Source organism: Enterobacter cloacae complex sp. 2024EL-00214, assembly GCF_043945575.1.
In the GTDB taxonomy this organism is placed as follows: domain Bacteria; phylum Pseudomonadota; class Gammaproteobacteria; order Enterobacterales; family Enterobacteriaceae; genus Enterobacter; species Enterobacter cloacae_P.
This window is the reverse complement of record NZ_JBIMRC010000022.1, coordinates 76,303-90,907: the sequence shown is the minus strand read 5'-3', so window position 1 is coordinate 90,907 and position 14,605 is coordinate 76,303. Positions and strand designations below refer to the sequence as shown.

The following is a 14,605-nucleotide window of genomic DNA, read 5'->3' as shown; positions in this document are numbered from 1 at the left end:
TGAGGCAGCACCTGGCACGGCTGGGACGGAAGTCGCTGTCGTTCTCAAAATCGGTGGAGCTGCATGACAAAGTCATCGGGCATTATCTGAACATAAAACACTATCAATAAGTTGGAGTCATTACCCTTTTCTTCTGCATCGAATTAGCAATGACAAAGATCAGGAGCAAGTTCATAAAATGGTACCCGACAATTTGCGAGGATTACTCCGTGAATTGCCTTCATTGCCATCTCAACATGCAATACTGATGGGCTGGGCATCTGAACTTCCTGTCTTAGTTAAAATGAAAAATTTGACGAAAGAGCAGCAACCCCATTCTGATGACCCTGATTTCTGGGATGTTTGGACAAGAAAGGATGCTGATGGGAAATTGGTCGAGAGAACGGCCAATTGGGAAGCTGTTGTAAAGGAATGGCAACAAAATTGAACTGAAGTAGGATGTGAAAACGGGAGGGCAGATCGGAATTGAAGGAACTTTATGCAATCAATCTACTTGGTATTGCGTTCCATCGACCATCAGCCCCATGATCATTGGAGTAGCTGTAAATGCAGCACCTAATAATTAAAATAAAACAATAGGTTAACCTATTAACGTGGTTTTTTACATCGTTGGCCCTCAAACCCCTAAAATCAGAAAAGTATCTTTCCAGACCTGTCAAATGGAAGCATTAACAAATCAGTTAACAAAACGGACAATATAGTAAAAAGTGGCTGGTAAGCATACTAACCACCTGATAGGCAGGTAGCAGCATAAAAGGGGAACCGAGTAATGAAAGGCTGTATCACCCGAAAAAGGTGTTTTCAGAGATGCACTATATGATGGAATAACAAGTTTTTGCAGATACTACCGGCGTAGAGGATGTCCCGAACACCTATAGCTGGAGTATCGATATTCACGGCATAATACGAATAAACCGAATGGGATATAAATATGGCAATTATTTTGGGTGTTTTATTTGTGATAACATTAACACTTAGCATCTATCAGTTGCGGAAGATAAGAAGACTATCATCCCGAATTAACACATTGGAATCCGTTATCCTGGGTGAACGGACGGGAAAGACAATTCCTTATGAATCGTTGCACCTTCTCAATATTTTGAGATTACAGGCACGACAATGGACTAGTTCGGAGGAAAATCCCGCTTTATTAACTATCCGGCCAGTTTGTATTGAACTGCTGGATGATTATATGTCTAAACTTTTAGCTTCTATTCCAGAATTGAATTTGATGATAGAACCTCGTCCTTCATATGCATCGCTATACAGTATCAATTCTGTAATGTTCTACATCGATAGTGAGAAACATGAAAAGTTGCCTATTCGCTTTCATTGCGCCAATCAAGACCTGGCAGAGCGCATTGCAAACTTGTTGCTATCGAAGGGCATTGAAGCTCGCGCAGCGATTGAAATGTCACACGTAGATTAGCCTGATATAAATAGATGGGCATTCTGTCCGGGTTGTTTATGCAGCCCTGTTTACAATGCACTGAATAAAACGGACAGCAATAACATAAGCCGTTAGCAAAAATCCCTCAATCAGAACCGTGGAAACAGCGACAGTCGTAAAATCCGTTGTTAGCTTGATCGCTGCTACTATCACCAGTCCGCCAAAAAGAATGCAGCGGGTAGCGATAGTTTCACGTTGAAACCAGCTAAAGAAAGCGCCCGCGATAATGACCAGGGAACAGTAAATCGAAAAAAGAAGTGTCATCATATTCTGTTATCCTATCTAACACAGAAAAAACTGGCCCGAAGCTTTTGAAACATATATGGAAATCAATCAGAGCACGTCTAACGAGCACGGTCTTATATATTCAATAACTATACATGTTGCTTATCATCATAAATGGATTTGGTATAGAGTGGCCAAAGAAAAAGGTAACAACAGTGGCAAGGACAACACAGGCTAACAATATCCACTCAAACTTTTCTGGAATGAATAATACCCGGATGGAACCTGCTGCGATAGTGCCACCAACTAAACCACCAATCAACGCTTCAGAAATTGTTGATAGTTCCATAAATTAAGTCTCCTGGTGTTTGGAGGGCTTCGGGAAGTTGCACCAGCTTATTCGCCAGACGCGTCCACTCACGTTAATAATAAAATCTGTCAGAAAACAACTCTACCAGAACCGTTGAAACTTCGATAAAAAAAGGACGCTGTTTTGAGGGCGTTTTCTATGCAAGTTATTTACAATGTTTCAGGCAATTACTTCACTACCGTAAGTTTTCGTTCGACAAACATTCAGATCCCATAGTTTGCGCTGGAACTGACCTATGTGGACGAGATCTGCTGTAGGTCTGTAGGGATTGGGGGCCATAGAGTAAATCTGGCATTTTTAGCTATAAAGTAATGATTGGGCTACACGTATGTAGGTTTTAAGGTTATGTTATCTCTGCCTCGTAATTCTGCGAGCACCTCATTAGGGAATAATATGAGTAACTTAAACCACATGGATAGAACCGTAACACAATACGTAAACACTAAAGTATTAGTGGCGCGTTTAGTACATCTTAGCGCCACTATCAGAAAGCTTGAATCCTACCAATCGTCATCTTGGGCAGATAGAGCTCTCCATGATTTATATGCAGAACTTCAGCGAATTTGGCCACAGGTGGAAGAGTATTATACTCAGATGCCAACATACCAAATGGAACGTGAGTTTTACGCTGAACTCGTGCAAATAAAGATAAAGGCTGAAGAGTACCTACGTAGAACTAAGCAGGAACAATAAAACAATTCGTTTTTGGGGAGCCCGGTGGGCTCCTTTTTTGTGATGGTTCAATCCGGTGACGTGGGGTTACCGAGCTGGCGCATTCCCACGATTCGCACCTGATGGATTACCGGTTTTACTTGGTCAGTTCTAACCGGCGCTGATAACGCTCCCAGCGCATGACGAGATTCGCCGGGTCTATCGGACGGCAAAGCCCGGTAATCACATGGCCATCGTATTGCTGCAAATCGGGATCTTCGGCCTGCGCGACAGGGTCAACGTGGACGGTCAACGTCTCCGGGCAAATGGCAAGGACGTTGTCGTCAAACAGCCGGTGCAGATCGATACGAAGCAGCAAGCCATTACTCCAGTGATCCAGACCACCAGCACTATGCTCTACCAGGTGTGCGGCCTCTGTCCTGCGGCGTAAGCTTGCTCCTGTAATCACGCAGCGGTCGTTACAGTTTCGACGGACGGTAGCAGCGAAATCAGCCTGATCCGGCCTGGTCACCACGCAGGTTGTAGAGCCTTCACGTTTAGGGTGCGCCAGGGGCGCAACAGACGGTTCCTGCATGGAGACGCGGGATTGTTCAACTTCGACGGAGATCAGGGCTGGCTGGGGTGCTGGCTGCGATTCTCGCACTACATCGTGCGTAATGCCGTTGGTTTCCGCTTCTTTAAGCTTTCCGACCTGGCTTGCTGCGGCCAGCGCACGGTCACGCGCTTCCTGCTTTTCTTCCTTCGTCCATTTACGTTTGGCAGGTTCGTGTGTGGGAGCCGGGAGATTATCTGGTTCATTGACCGGCACAGGGTCAACCATCTTTTTGCCTTGCATTGACTCAGCCATAAACCGGCGAGCCAGCACATCAGCGCGTAGTCCCGTATCGCGATGCTCATAAAGATAGGTGCGAAATTCCGTCACACGTCCGCCCACCAGCTTAATGGCCTCACTCATTCCGGCCTTGTTGATGGAAGCGCTACTGGTTTTCAGGTTGGGCAAACCGTACTGACGTGGGTTTTCTTTCTGGGTGCTTTCAGCGCCGGTCAGACGGCTCTCTCTGATTTTTCCATTATGCCGGGTCGGTGAATCGCCATTCGGATGTTCAGGAGATCGCCAGGTGTCTGCGGGAGGCGTATACGTTGTACCGTTCTTCTGGGCCATGTAGGCGAGCACTTCCCGCATATCAACACGGGTCTTTTTGCGCTCGGCAATACCTTCATCAATCTGACGTTCAAGATCCGCTCGCTTCTCTTTGTGCAGGCGGCGCGATTCCAGTACGGTTTCGTTATCATTCAGGCGTTCTACTATCTCACCGGTATTTAAATTCTGGTTTGCCAGTTCGCGCACCATGCTCAGCACTAAATCGCCCATTGGATGCCGGGTTGTGATACCCAGGCGCTCAAACGCCCGGTTGGTGATCTCGTTTCTGCGGGTTTGATTGGCCAGTTCCGTGATCTTCTTCAGGCGCTCGATTTCGGCAAGCTGTGCCCGCTTCATCAATTCGCTGCCGGTTAGCATGGCAACAATCTGAACCTGACTCTCACCCTTCAGTAAGTGCTCGGTGATGAATGTAGAAAGAGCTGCCCGCCCACCGTGATTTTTAGGGATACCCAGCGTGGCCAGAATGTCTCTCTTTAGAATATTACGCAGGTTAGCGGCCTTTTTTTCCGCTTCATGTTTGGCCTGCATGTCCCGGCTATGCTGCTTACGTTCGGCCCGGGTTTTCTTCACCTTCACTTTCGTCGTCACTACTCTTTACCTGGCAGGGCATCATCATCATTGATACCGGTCGCGGAGGCCTGCGGTCGTTACCTATCCCCCGCCGCTGGCCGCACATTTGATGGCGAGAGTATACCTGCTCTGTCGGCAGCGCGTCTTTTCTTGTCTTCATATATGCAAAATTAGTCCAACATACAAATGCGATCAGGGTCAACACCCCCGCGTCCACCCTGCAAAGCGCCCTTGACCTTTATACCCACTGAAACCCTCGCGCCCCCGGCCCCTCTTTTTTTTCTCTTTTTTTCTCTCTTTTTCTCATATTTTCTCGCATGGCTCATCCAGCGACCGGAGTCCCTATGTGGGGTTTGCAGGAACCGGACGGAAAGACCGGCACGGCCCGGTTGCCGCAGGCGGGGGAAATGGCCAGACCGGGCACGGCGGTTTCTTTTTAAAATGGTGGGCCCGGGCAGAATGGTTACCCCGGGCACGGGCCCGATCCTGAAAACGACACGGAGGTTTCAGGTACGGCTCCCCTTTCTGCCCCAAGCGAAGCGCAGGGGCAGAAAGGGGAAGTTTATTTGTATGTTGGACTAATAGAGGGTGATTTACGTGAATTCTGCCCGGGTTTTCCCGGCGATTATCCCGGAATCCATCACCGATATTCTTCCCTTTATCCTAATACCGGTGATGGCCACCGGCACAAAATGCAGGGTGTTCCGGCCCGGCGAAGATGCGGCCGCAAACCAGCACGAAAGTGTCGGTCGGAAAAAGGTGAAGCCAATGCTGGTGGCCGCACGGAATTCAGGCGGGCACTCGACGTTACTCACCCACGACTCCGGGTTAACGGTTCGACTCCGGGTAGCCTGGCCCGGGTGAAGCCCGGGGCAGGCTACCCTGTTTTTGTATGTTGGACTATTTTGACGGGTACTGGAGCAAACCACTCTGCCACACGATATGGCATTTAGTTACCGCTCTTGCGGTTCATGGATGAAATAGTCGGTTCTGTCAGGAGGGAGTCAGGGAAATGTGAAGAACCGAAATGGCCACGCTGAAAGATCATGTAGCCAGTTCAGATAAGCAAATTGAGTTAACGCCCTCGCTCATACCGCACCAGCTCTTCAGGTTTAGACAACCACTCTGTAATCTGGTGATCATGCATTGACGTATCGTATTCAAAGTCTGGCGGATAATACATATCGCCAACAAACCACTCTTCCTGCTTTAATTCATCCTCATCTATATCACAACCGCTATCAAGCCAGTCCCATCGGCCTCTTTTGTTAAAAATCACTCTCCCATTCGGCATAAAAGCTCCTTATTCAGTCAGATGGTTACGGTCTCGATATCTCGATGCCAGGTTAACATCGTTCACCAGTTTTACCACGGCTGGACGTTCGGCTTCAGTCCAGGAATCAGGCTGATAGTACACCCGCAGCGATTATCATCAAACTACTTCGCCTCTCAATCCCGCGCTCTCAAATTTCTGTTATGCATCATGCCAGAGTACAATATGAGGACACTATCGCCGGAATATTACCGACCGCCCCGACGATTAACGTTACCGGCCTAAGCTGAGGAAAATGGTTCTATGAAGTCATTTCTGATCAAAATGTCAAACGCGCATAACGAACACATCCGGGAAGTCGCTTCCGTGGATGAAGCTATTCGTATCGCATCCGAAAGAGCAAATGAAGGTTTCTGGCTTCCACCCAGCCGGGTCTGCGAAATGAGCAAGGAACATGAAGGCCGGTATACAGTCGGTGATGATGGCTGGTTCCGCCCCATCGAGCTGGCGGTTCCAGTCGAAATAGAAGAAGTGAAGTCGTCCTACGGGAACGGTGGTTACGACATGATTTCCGTAGGCAAATGGATCCAGACTCAATCAGGCTGGCAACCGTCACCGGCTGTCTGACTCTCCTTTTGTTTCGGTGGGGCTAGAGTGCCCCACTATTCTTCCGCTTTACGCTCGCGTTTTTCTTTGTCGCACTTCACTTTTTCATAAGCCTTGCCAAACCACTTAGGCTCTTTTCCCATCCCCGAATAAGATAGTCCTTCCGGCAGACTCTTCCAGAACACCGTTATCGCCTCGGCAAATTCTCTAAACTGTTCCTCGGAAACTTCAAGTTCTTCGTGGCGAGCTGGTCTCTCTTGCGGATAACCTTCGCATTGCCATACTGAGTAGTACTCCGGGTGAGCATTAACCAGTTTCTGGTGGGCATCACCATCTCCATGTTTATAAACGTTGACAACCTGATGACATGCACTGATTAACGGGAAACATGGCATGTTTCGTACTTCAATACCCAGCCATTCCATCAAATCCATAAGCCTCGGAAAACTGAGGTTCCAGATCAAATCTGATATCACAACCATGTCGAGCCACCGCCAGCTTCTGGCCTCCCGGATAAGCAGATCTCGTAATGCCTTGTCAAACTGGTGGTACATCCCAGCGGTCAGGGAAAGCGTGACCGTGACCTTCATTTCCCGCAACGCAACCCAGTGGCAAGCTTCAATCTGTTCAATATTCTCGTATACGTCACTTTCGTCGTGGTAATCAGGATTGAACCAGTCTCCAGCTGACTCTATAAATGACTCGCCTTTCTTTGTCGCTTCACTCCTGATCTCCACATCACTGAACTGCGACAGCAAACGTTCCTGCGCTTGTTCAGCGTAAAAAAGATGCGGGTTAAGCACCCACGGTCGGTCAATTGCCGCAAAGAAAAAGATGTTCCATCTCGGGTCGATAATTTCTTTTTCAGCATCAACAGCTGGCGCTGATACACTGCGGTTTGATTGTTTTTTTCTACCCATACCACTATCCAAATTAAAAACAGACGAAAAAAAACCGTCCAGCTGGACGGTTAATATCAAAATATCCTTCAGAAGTCTGACACGGGTCAGGCGCTAACCCGGGCAGTCGCTACTCACTAATTAAACCCCGCATAGGGGAAAACAATATTTTGATACTCCGACAACGCACCCCGCGATGGGGGAAGGTATGTCAGGCCAGTCTAACAAACCCAAAGCTCGTTGCAACCGCCAATCAGTGACTTAATCCTGGCAATCCTGATCATCAGTTTCAGTTCCGCAACTTAAGTAATCCATATTTAAAAACATTTTGTTCCCCGAGCCTGCCAATGCAGACAGACCTGAGATTTTACAGATCACGACAATCGACGGTACGCGTTTATAAATCTCGATTTCGCTTTCCCAACTTGACGCAAGATACCTTTCAAGCTGAAGTTCAGGGGTTACATCAACAGGTTGAATTCTGACCACAAAACCGTCTTTTCGCCCCTCATTGCGAAGAGATGTTAGCTGTTTTATCTCTGCATCGTTGAGTGTGGAAAATTTACGGCCATTAAGAATATGAGAGCAAAAATTGAAGCCAGTGATATGAGATGAGCCACCAGTTATCGATTCCAAAATGCTTGCATATTAGCTATCTGGGGGTTAGGCTCGCCTGTTTGCGGAGTGGATTCACATAATTCAAGGAGTCTTTCCAATTCCGATTTGGAATCACCCATACCCAATTCATTGCAAGGAAAAACATTGTGATTATTATTCATGAAAACTCCGTAGCATTAGATTTGAAGGCTAGTTTTCAACACTATGGGATCCCGAAATAAGTTCTCCCCCCCGCTCCCGGTAAGCTTTCGTTAATACCGCATAACTTTCTGAATTAACATGCTCATCAACCCCCGAACAAATCAGCCGGTTCGTCGGTGCTTCAAAAGCGTGGCGTTCGTATTTTTCGACCACGCGACAATCTTCCGACCATCTCTTGCCGAGCAACAAATCATTTGTGGTAATTGATGGAAACATCATCAATGCAAAAATTCCCCCAAGACAGCCTATTGGCACGAGCCACATGCAAACGATCTTGTTTTCGGAGCGTACAAATTTCAACCCGATGGTAGCGCCTATGATAGTCACGACAAATACCACCAGCAGAATTTTTAAGGGTAAAATCAGATCTGCGGCATAAATTAGCATTAATCATATCTCCTTAACTTTTCAATATTTGGTTCCTTCAAAAAGCCATCCATACTTTCCTTCATCTGGATGATCTGTCTTGTAGTTTATCTGGCAAGTGGTGAACTGACGCATCCATTCTCGTGACCTAAAAAATTTCCCACGAGGAAGTTTATCGCCAGGTAAGCATTGTTCAGCCCATTCGACAAAAGCAGGACAAACCCCCTTAAAGTGAGGAATAACAACTTGCGTGGCTTCTTTACGCATTACTGCTGACTGAATGGTTTTGGGATCAATCGTCATGGCTTCACAGGCTAACCCGACTTCACAAACATTTCTATTCTGCTGATGTTCTGTCATAGCGCCTTCCAGTTGAAGTTAAGTAGGGTCAGTTTGGATTTGAAAATTGTTGTACGGTAAGCCTGTTCTTGAACCTGCTTCGTGATCTTATGCCCGTTTGATGGCCACGGACTGACGCAAAAGTGCAAGAACGTCACTGACACTCATATCCCACGCATCCGCCTGCCGTTTCAGAATAAATGCCCCTACTTCCATTCTTTGGGCATGGTTCAACATATGCGTCAGCATATCCCCACCATGAGAAAAGTTTATCCCGCAGCCGGATGCACCATTGTTGATGAGCGTAAAACCTTTGTTTTTATCGGTTCCGTGAAAGTTTGCCCTCATCTCCTTTTCCAGCCCGAACAATACCGCGCAACATTGAGTTAATTCATAGCGATTCAGCTGGATGACGCGCTTAAGCTCCCATTGGGCTTCTTTTGCGCCATCAGCAATCGGAGCCATAGTGATGTTCACCGTGGGAAACGCATCCTTACCAGGCGAAACCACATATTGAAAATCAAGAGCAGTACGTTTTGCGCCCGTTTGCCGGTCTGCATAAAGCTTCAGCTGCTTACCAAATGTCGAAGTCATAACTATCCTCCAGAACTTAATTTACCCTGGTCATTCCAGCCGACAAAAGATTGTCGGGTTGTTTTCTACAGGCCTTCCCTCTCAATCCCACCGGGTATATTTTCCCCTTCCCTCTCGTTCCCACCGGCGATAAAAACTGTGCAGATTAAAAAAGTATCTTTTTGGGATTAGGCGAACAGCAGTAATTATAAAGAGGAGTGTTATTTTCTTTATTTTTCATGGTAATACAAGTTGTATTCAATAGAGGCCTGACGCGCCCCATCAGCTTTTCAGATGTAAATGGGACTATTTATCCTTTAGCGACTACAAAATCACGGGTGGGTTTGAGAGGGAAACGTCAACTTAGTGTTTTTGACCGGTGGGAATGAGACAGCACATTCCCGGAACCGGGCAAAAAGACGTTTCAAACATCAGGAACCTGTTAGTTTGGGATTCCGATCCGTGATCTGAATGGTGGGTACGCTGGTGTCCACCAGGTAGTAAAATTTCAGGTAACCGATGCTGGCAAGCACATCGAGAGCAGTTCGCATTTTCCGGTTCTGTTCGGCAATGCGCCCATTGAGCAGTAAACGCTGTCGAAGTCTGTCAAAGGTGATCGGGGCTGGATGTTGAGGTAGCGCTTCAAAAAATGTATAGAGCGCCTGAGCCGTTTCATTCCTGGTAAGTAGCTCCAGGGGTTTCTTCCGCAACAGAGTAAGATGATCTGAACGGTACAAATCCCAGAGTCGTTCGTCGGCTTCCAGGATGATGTAATCACTTTCACCATCAAATTCCGCCTCTTTCAGCAACCCGGCTACTTTGAACTTGGTGATCCCCGGGTTCTTCTCAAACCGAATGCTTTTTGAGCGAATCTTCGTCAACGAATCGGCTATCTCATTGCGCAGTTTCGTGCTGTAGCGTTTTGATGGGTAGCCGCAGAGTTTGGCAAATTCACTAAAGGGCATTTTAATCCGGTTACCTTTCAGCGCATCAGGCGATACGCTGAAGGAATGGACGATTGCTGTCCAGCACCGGAAGTCCTGGAAATAATTCAGCATCGGGCCGGTGATCTTTATGTCCGTGTACCCTTCCTGTTTTGCAATTTCCAGACTGGATAGCGCTTCCGTCACGTTTAGCGTGACCGTTGCCTCTGTTCGGCAACTGGGAGTAAAAACGCCCAGGCGGAGCAGTGATACAGGTTGTACTGATGAATTTTTTGTCACCGTCAGCTTTCCAGTCGACGGCTGATTGAAGTCGGGAATAGCGTCCTTGAAAAGAAGAACTTCATTCGAGTTCATCGTGTGGATCCCCCAGTTTTATTGTTATTTTCCGGGTATCTTGGAATGCCCAGTCCGGGCGAATGTATCACGGTGATTTTTATTGATCATGAGAAATAGGGGTCATTTAGTCCCCATTTATCGGGTATTGGTTTTTATTTGTACTAAATCAATACGTTATTTCAGAGATGAATCGGATAAATGTCGTTGACATCAAATTTTTGATCTGCTGCCAGTGTGGACAAAAAATGAATACCGATCACCTATTTTTGAGATTTGTTACGTATGATTATGTTTTTATTTGATGTTTTCATTAGCACAGCAGATGTTGATAATTAAGTTCCTTTCCCCTTCCAATCCCACCGTTATTCCCTTTGAACACCACCAGCTACCAGGCTAACCCCACCGACAGCCCTTCAGAGCTCACTTTTTTCCCTCTCAACCCCACCGGGGCAGGTCTTCAGAGCTTACCAGCTGCGGGTTTGCGGGAGCGGGGATCTTTTTGGTTCTATTTGGTCTTAATCTGGATCGATCTGTTGATCTACCCGGTGGATATGTGGATTAGTTGAGTCACGTCCTTGTTACTCGGTTGCTTAAATTTGGCCACTACGAACTGTCTCAATACCACTCTGAACAACATCCCAGTTGATACCGATATCACCATCGTGAGTTCGGTCTATCAACGCTAAGGTCGACTCAGCTTCGCTAGCTGAAACCTGCGGCATGTTTCGGTCTATTGCTAACTCCTGAACATCAGACTTGTACCAGACACGGACTAGCACCTTTTCGTCAGGGTTCATTTTTTGCAGCTTTGCGATAATTTCTTTTGCAGTTGCGTACATGTGAGTGCCTCTTATCGTTTTGTTTACACAATCAGTAAAGCACCGAGTCAGTAGCTGACGAAGGCAAAAAAGATACTTTTCCACAGGACAGTTCCAATAAAGAGATCCCAAAGGTGCAACGGAGTACAAAAGAGATCCCTGTACGCTGCAAGCCGCATGGTTACTGGGCTCAAGGGCATTTTATGACAATGGTAATGACTTTTTTGACATTGGTAATGATTAAAATGACATTGGTAGTGACTATTTCGACGTTAGTAGTGAGTATTTGTGACAATGGTAGTGAGTTTTATTGTGTGATCTGAAGGTATAACTCTTAAAGAGTTTTGAGTATATTTCTATTATAATTCATATAGATACCATCTATCACCTGTATGATGAAACAAAATTATTAAAATCTTATCCACTGTTTTCTATACGCATTTTCCTTTCATGCCCGTACATATTTTCGACAATTTAGCTATTCGATGTTGATTTAACTCGAAGAGAGAATTTATCCCCATTTTCCACAAGGTAGTTCCAATAATTAGTACCTTACGAGTTCCCATAGATCACAAGAGATCCCCGCAGCTCGGAAGCCAGACGGCACAAGGCCTGGAAGCCAATCGGTGACAACGGTAGTGATTATTTTGACATTGGTAGTGAGTTTTTTAACGGTAGTAGTGAGTTTTTTGACAACGGTAGTGATTGCGGCGACAATGGTAGTGATTTTTTAAAGGATCTTTTTCACCGGAATTGATCCTTTGTTGATAAACTACGTATGTATTTGTTTTTATGTGAATTTCAGAGTTTTATATTTAGTCGTGGCGTTTTTTTAGCCTGGACTTATGCACAATCTGAGATCGTCGCAGAGATCCCTTAAGTGACACTGAGGGCTTTGGGCGATAGTATTCAATAATCTGTTGATTAATACAGTCGATAAACCACTATGACCAATGAGAAAGATTCTGAGCAGCAAGGCCAGATGGTTACCAGGGCTTTCTCTGTAACAGAGAGAGAGACAGGTAAAGAAATTATTTTACGTCCTAATAGCAGCAGGACGGTTCAGTCTATCGCGCTCATGCGCCTTGGGTTGTTTGTGCCATCACCAAAAAGCGTTGGCCGTCAGAGTCGTGAATACAAAACTGTTGGCTTTGATGCCACGAAAGAACTACAGACACTTTCTTTGATGGAGAGCGAGGGTTTCACCAATATCTCGATCGTGGGTCAGCGCCTCGATATGTCTGTTGACTTCAAAACGTGGATGGGAATCATCCGAACGCTAGCTAACCATCCGATTGATAACGATAAGATCAGCCTCAAATTTACTGAGTTTCTGAAGCTCTGTAACCCTGAAAATTATCGTTCCTCTACCGCATCCCGTAAGCGTATCGACGCGTCGTTACGCAGGCTGGCATCCGTGATGTTGTCCTTCACCAGCACCCACTCGTCAAAGGTGTATACGACGCACCTGGTGCAGTCTGCCTTGCTTGACCCGGACTCTGATCAGGTAGAGCTACAGATAGACCCTAAGATATTCGAGTTGTATCAGTACGACCACAAGGTTTTGATGCAGCTGAAGGCTATCAAGGAACTGGCGAAAAAAGAGAGCGCACAGGCGCTTTACACGTTCATTGAGTCACTTCCACCAAATCCAATCCCGATCTCCTTAACGAGACTTAAGAACCGATTAAATCTTAAGACCCGTGCCAACAGCCAGAACGCCACAGTACGTAAGGCATTGGAGGAGCTGGCATCCATTGGTTACCTTCAGTACACCGAAGTAAAAAAAGATGGGAAGGTTTATTTCCAGATCCACAAACGCGATCCTGATTTGAATCTGAACAATATCCAACCACCACCTGATGGTGATGGCGAGGGTGATGCTGATGAGGAGAACAATGGCACGTCGGGTAAAAATAATGGTGAGCCACTGGAAGGTGAATTGTGCCCACCAGATGAGCCCATTGATGGGGATGAAACGTTAACCATCCATGACTTAACAGCTGAAGAACTTCACTACATTCGCAGCCTTAGAAGCCAGAAAAAGAACAATCCCGCCAGCTAGCATTCCCTCCGGGCTGTCAGATGACGGCCTGGAACCCTCCCTCCCTGCACATCGTCAGAGAATCCTGTTTAGCTTAATGACAACGGTATTGAGTGACGCGGTCACTACTGTTGTCATTGTGGGGTGACCACTCATGACAATGGTAATGAGACTAGATAGCTCACTACTGTTGTCATCATCGACATCTCTCCAGACCAGCTTCTCAGGGAAGGTCTTACACCGCTCACTACCATTGTCGGAATCGCCGGTACAGACAAATCGCTGATACCCATGACACCATGACATCGGCAATGAGTCTTGGCAGCTCACTGCTGTTGTCATCATCGACAACTCTCCAGAGCAGCTTCTCGGAGAAGACCTCATACCGCTCACTACCATTGTCGGCATCGTCAGTACGGATTTATCGCTGATTCCCATGACACAATGACAACGGTAATGAGTGATTTGACTCACTACCGCTGTCATTTGCTCCCGGCGCATTTGAATGACCACTGTATTGACTAAGAATACTCACTACCGTTGTCATTCATGATTCAGACCAAGTTCTTACTGCTCCACCAGCACAATGACAACGGAAATGAGTTCTGTTGGTCATTACCGTTGTCATATGCATTCCAGGTTAATCAGGCCTTTCAGGTAGCTATGGTAAGGATTCACTCGCCGTACTGTCTGCTCGTACTTGAGGGGCGGGATGAATGACCGTGGTAGTGACCGCGTCACTCCCTGTCGTTGTCGTTGTATGAATACATGGCCTGTCGGTGACAATGGAAATGAGTCCAACCGCTGTCGTAGCTAACCTGATTGGTCAATGACAATGGATGTGATTTTTTCAAGTCTCTACCATTGTCATCGTTTCCAAGTACATTTCAGTGGGGTCGTTCCGGCGATGACGAATCAAGTGAGTGCGGGATCACAACCATTGTCGAGGCACAACTTGCCGGTTGTAGCCATACCGAACGCTGCGACAACGATAGTGATCTCGATCACTCATTACCGTTGTCACCAGGCGGATGGTGAAGCACCAGAATCACTACTGTTGTCATCTAACATTCTGCTACCCATGCAACCAATGACGATGGTAGTGAGCAACGCCGTCTACTTGCTGTATATAGGGATAG

17 protein-coding genes and 1 pseudogene are annotated in these 14,605 nt (G+C 46.6%); 7 read left to right on the top strand and 11 right to left on the bottom strand.

Going from position 1 to position 14,605, the window contains the following annotated elements; genetic code table 11:
- From ACHHZ6_RS20590 to ACHHZ6_RS20580, 3 genes and pseudogenes are all read left to right on the top strand, one after another.
- Positions 1–110 (top strand): IS1 family transposase (locus ACHHZ6_RS20590; protein WP_019725171.1); only part of this gene is annotated, 110 nt, incomplete at its 5' end.
- Positions 111–127: 17 nt separating this feature from the next.
- Positions 128–427, top strand: a pseudogene (locus ACHHZ6_RS20585) (ATPase); the annotation flags it as partial.
- Positions 428–931: 504 nt separating this feature from the next.
- Positions 932–1,429 (top strand): hypothetical protein, encoded by a 498-nt coding sequence (locus ACHHZ6_RS20580; protein WP_016241538.1) that lies wholly within the window; start codon positions 932–934, stop codon positions 1,427–1,429.
- Between the two features lie 36 nt (positions 1,430–1,465).
- Here ACHHZ6_RS20580 and ACHHZ6_RS20575 read toward each other — a convergent pair whose 3' ends face one another.
- On the bottom strand, positions 1,466–1,717 hold the full coding sequence (locus ACHHZ6_RS20575) for a hypothetical protein (protein ID WP_007372348.1): 252 nt from the start codon (positions 1,715–1,717) through the stop codon (positions 1,466–1,468).
- A 100-nt stretch (positions 1,718–1,817) separates the two neighbouring features.
- Positions 1,818–2,024, bottom strand: a complete 207-nt coding sequence (locus ACHHZ6_RS20570) for a hypothetical protein (protein ID WP_032951190.1) — start codon at positions 2,022–2,024, stop codon at positions 1,818–1,820.
- Positions 2,025–2,438: 414 nt separating this feature from the next.
- Here ACHHZ6_RS20570 and ACHHZ6_RS20565 point away from each other — a divergent pair, with 414 nt between their 5' ends.
- Positions 2,439–2,738, top strand: coding sequence for a hypothetical protein (locus ACHHZ6_RS20565; protein WP_024196077.1), 300 nt, complete (start codon positions 2,439–2,441; stop codon positions 2,736–2,738).
- A gap of 115 nt (positions 2,739–2,853) precedes the next feature.
- Here the strand turns inward: ACHHZ6_RS20565 and ACHHZ6_RS20560 are convergent, their stop codons facing one another.
- Positions 2,854–4,467: an HNH endonuclease signature motif containing protein gene (locus tag ACHHZ6_RS20560; protein WP_007372347.1), complete on the bottom strand. Its 1,614-nt coding sequence runs from the start codon at positions 4,465–4,467 to the stop codon at positions 2,854–2,856.
- 579 nt (positions 4,468–5,046) lie between these two features.
- Here ACHHZ6_RS20560 and ACHHZ6_RS20555 point away from each other — a divergent pair.
- Positions 5,047–5,313, top strand: a complete 267-nt coding sequence (locus tag ACHHZ6_RS20555; RefSeq protein WP_016241542.1) for a hypothetical protein — start codon at positions 5,047–5,049, stop codon at positions 5,311–5,313.
- A 211-nt stretch (positions 5,314–5,524) separates the two neighbouring features.
- Here the strand turns inward: ACHHZ6_RS20555 and ACHHZ6_RS20550 are convergent, their stop codons facing one another.
- Entirely contained in the window at positions 5,525–5,743 is a 219-nt protein-coding gene (locus ACHHZ6_RS20550) for a hypothetical protein (RefSeq protein ID WP_007372345.1), read from the bottom strand.
- Between the two features lie 420 nt (positions 5,744–6,163).
- Here ACHHZ6_RS20550 and ACHHZ6_RS20545 point away from each other — a divergent pair, with 420 nt between their 5' ends.
- Complete coding sequence (locus tag ACHHZ6_RS20545) at positions 6,164–6,349, top strand: hypothetical protein (protein WP_257273592.1); 186 nt, start codon at positions 6,164–6,166, stop codon at positions 6,347–6,349.
- Between the two features lie 35 nt (positions 6,350–6,384).
- Here the strand turns inward: ACHHZ6_RS20545 and ACHHZ6_RS20540 are convergent, their stop codons facing one another.
- From ACHHZ6_RS20540 to ACHHZ6_RS20510, 7 genes are all read right to left on the bottom strand, one after another.
- Entirely contained in the window at positions 6,385–7,308 is a 924-nt protein-coding gene (locus ACHHZ6_RS20540) for a hypothetical protein (RefSeq protein WP_007372342.1), read from the bottom strand.
- 180 nt (positions 7,309–7,488) lie between these two features.
- The gene (locus ACHHZ6_RS20535) at positions 7,489–7,863 is read right to left on the bottom strand and encodes a hypothetical protein (RefSeq protein ID WP_223226822.1); all 375 of its coding nucleotides are present in this window, start codon (positions 7,861–7,863) and stop codon (positions 7,489–7,491) included.
- Between the two features lie 171 nt (positions 7,864–8,034).
- On the bottom strand, positions 8,035–8,433 hold the full coding sequence (locus ACHHZ6_RS20530) for a hypothetical protein (RefSeq protein ID WP_016241545.1): 399 nt from the start codon (positions 8,431–8,433) through the stop codon (positions 8,035–8,037).
- 21 nt (positions 8,434–8,454) lie between these two features.
- The gene (locus ACHHZ6_RS20525; protein ID WP_009651680.1) at positions 8,455–8,772 is read right to left on the bottom strand and encodes a hypothetical protein; all 318 of its coding nucleotides are present in this window, start codon (positions 8,770–8,772) and stop codon (positions 8,455–8,457) included.
- A gap of 87 nt (positions 8,773–8,859) precedes the next feature.
- Entirely contained in the window at positions 8,860–9,345 is a 486-nt protein-coding gene (locus ACHHZ6_RS20520) for a hypothetical protein (RefSeq protein WP_007372340.1), read from the bottom strand.
- A 410-nt stretch (positions 9,346–9,755) separates the two neighbouring features.
- Positions 9,756–10,622: a RepB family plasmid replication initiator protein gene (locus ACHHZ6_RS20515; protein WP_008786567.1), complete on the bottom strand. Its 867-nt coding sequence runs from the start codon at positions 10,620–10,622 to the stop codon at positions 9,756–9,758.
- A 572-nt stretch (positions 10,623–11,194) separates the two neighbouring features.
- A complete protein-coding gene (locus tag ACHHZ6_RS20510; RefSeq protein ID WP_016241546.1) occupies positions 11,195–11,443 on the bottom strand; it encodes a hypothetical protein in 249 nt (82 codons plus the stop codon).
- Between the two features lie 925 nt (positions 11,444–12,368).
- Between ACHHZ6_RS20510 and ACHHZ6_RS20505 the strand changes: the two genes are divergently transcribed.
- Positions 12,369–13,487, top strand: a complete 1,119-nt coding sequence (locus ACHHZ6_RS20505) for a RepB family plasmid replication initiator protein (RefSeq protein ID WP_016241547.1) — start codon at positions 12,369–12,371, stop codon at positions 13,485–13,487.
- Positions 13,488–14,605 lie beyond the last annotated feature (1,118 nt).

What these genes read in the sequence shown, in the direction of transcription:
- ACHHZ6_RS20580 (WP_016241538.1), top strand. Translation starts at nt 932, where the DNA reads ATGGCAATTATTTTGGGTGTTTTATTTGTGATAACATTAACACTTAGC.
- ACHHZ6_RS20575 (WP_007372348.1), bottom strand. Translation starts at nt 1,717, where the DNA reads ATGATGACACTTCTTTTTTCGATTTACTGTTCCCTGGTCATTATCGCG.
- ACHHZ6_RS20570 (WP_032951190.1), bottom strand. Translation starts at nt 2,024, where the DNA reads ATGGAACTATCAACAATTTCTGAAGCGTTGATTGGTGGTTTAGTTGGT.
- ACHHZ6_RS20565 (WP_024196077.1), top strand. Translation starts at nt 2,439, where the DNA reads ATGAGTAACTTAAACCACATGGATAGAACCGTAACACAATACGTAAAC.
- ACHHZ6_RS20550 (WP_007372345.1), bottom strand. Translation starts at nt 5,743, where the DNA reads ATGCCGAATGGGAGAGTGATTTTTAACAAAAGAGGCCGATGGGACTGG.
- ACHHZ6_RS20545 (WP_257273592.1), top strand. Translation starts at nt 6,164, where the DNA reads ATGAGCAAGGAACATGAAGGCCGGTATACAGTCGGTGATGATGGCTGG.
- ACHHZ6_RS20530 (WP_016241545.1), bottom strand. Translation starts at nt 8,433, where the DNA reads ATGCTAATTTATGCCGCAGATCTGATTTTACCCTTAAAAATTCTGCTG.
- ACHHZ6_RS20525 (WP_009651680.1), bottom strand. Translation starts at nt 8,772, where the DNA reads ATGACAGAACATCAGCAGAATAGAAATGTTTGTGAAGTCGGGTTAGCC.
- ACHHZ6_RS20520 (WP_007372340.1), bottom strand. Translation starts at nt 9,345, where the DNA reads ATGACTTCGACATTTGGTAAGCAGCTGAAGCTTTATGCAGACCGGCAA.
- ACHHZ6_RS20515 (WP_008786567.1), bottom strand. Translation starts at nt 10,622, where the DNA reads ATGAACTCGAATGAAGTTCTTCTTTTCAAGGACGCTATTCCCGACTTC.
- ACHHZ6_RS20510 (WP_016241546.1), bottom strand. Translation starts at nt 11,443, where the DNA reads ATGTACGCAACTGCAAAAGAAATTATCGCAAAGCTGCAAAAAATGAAC.
- ACHHZ6_RS20505 (WP_016241547.1), top strand. Translation starts at nt 12,369, where the DNA reads ATGACCAATGAGAAAGATTCTGAGCAGCAAGGCCAGATGGTTACCAGG.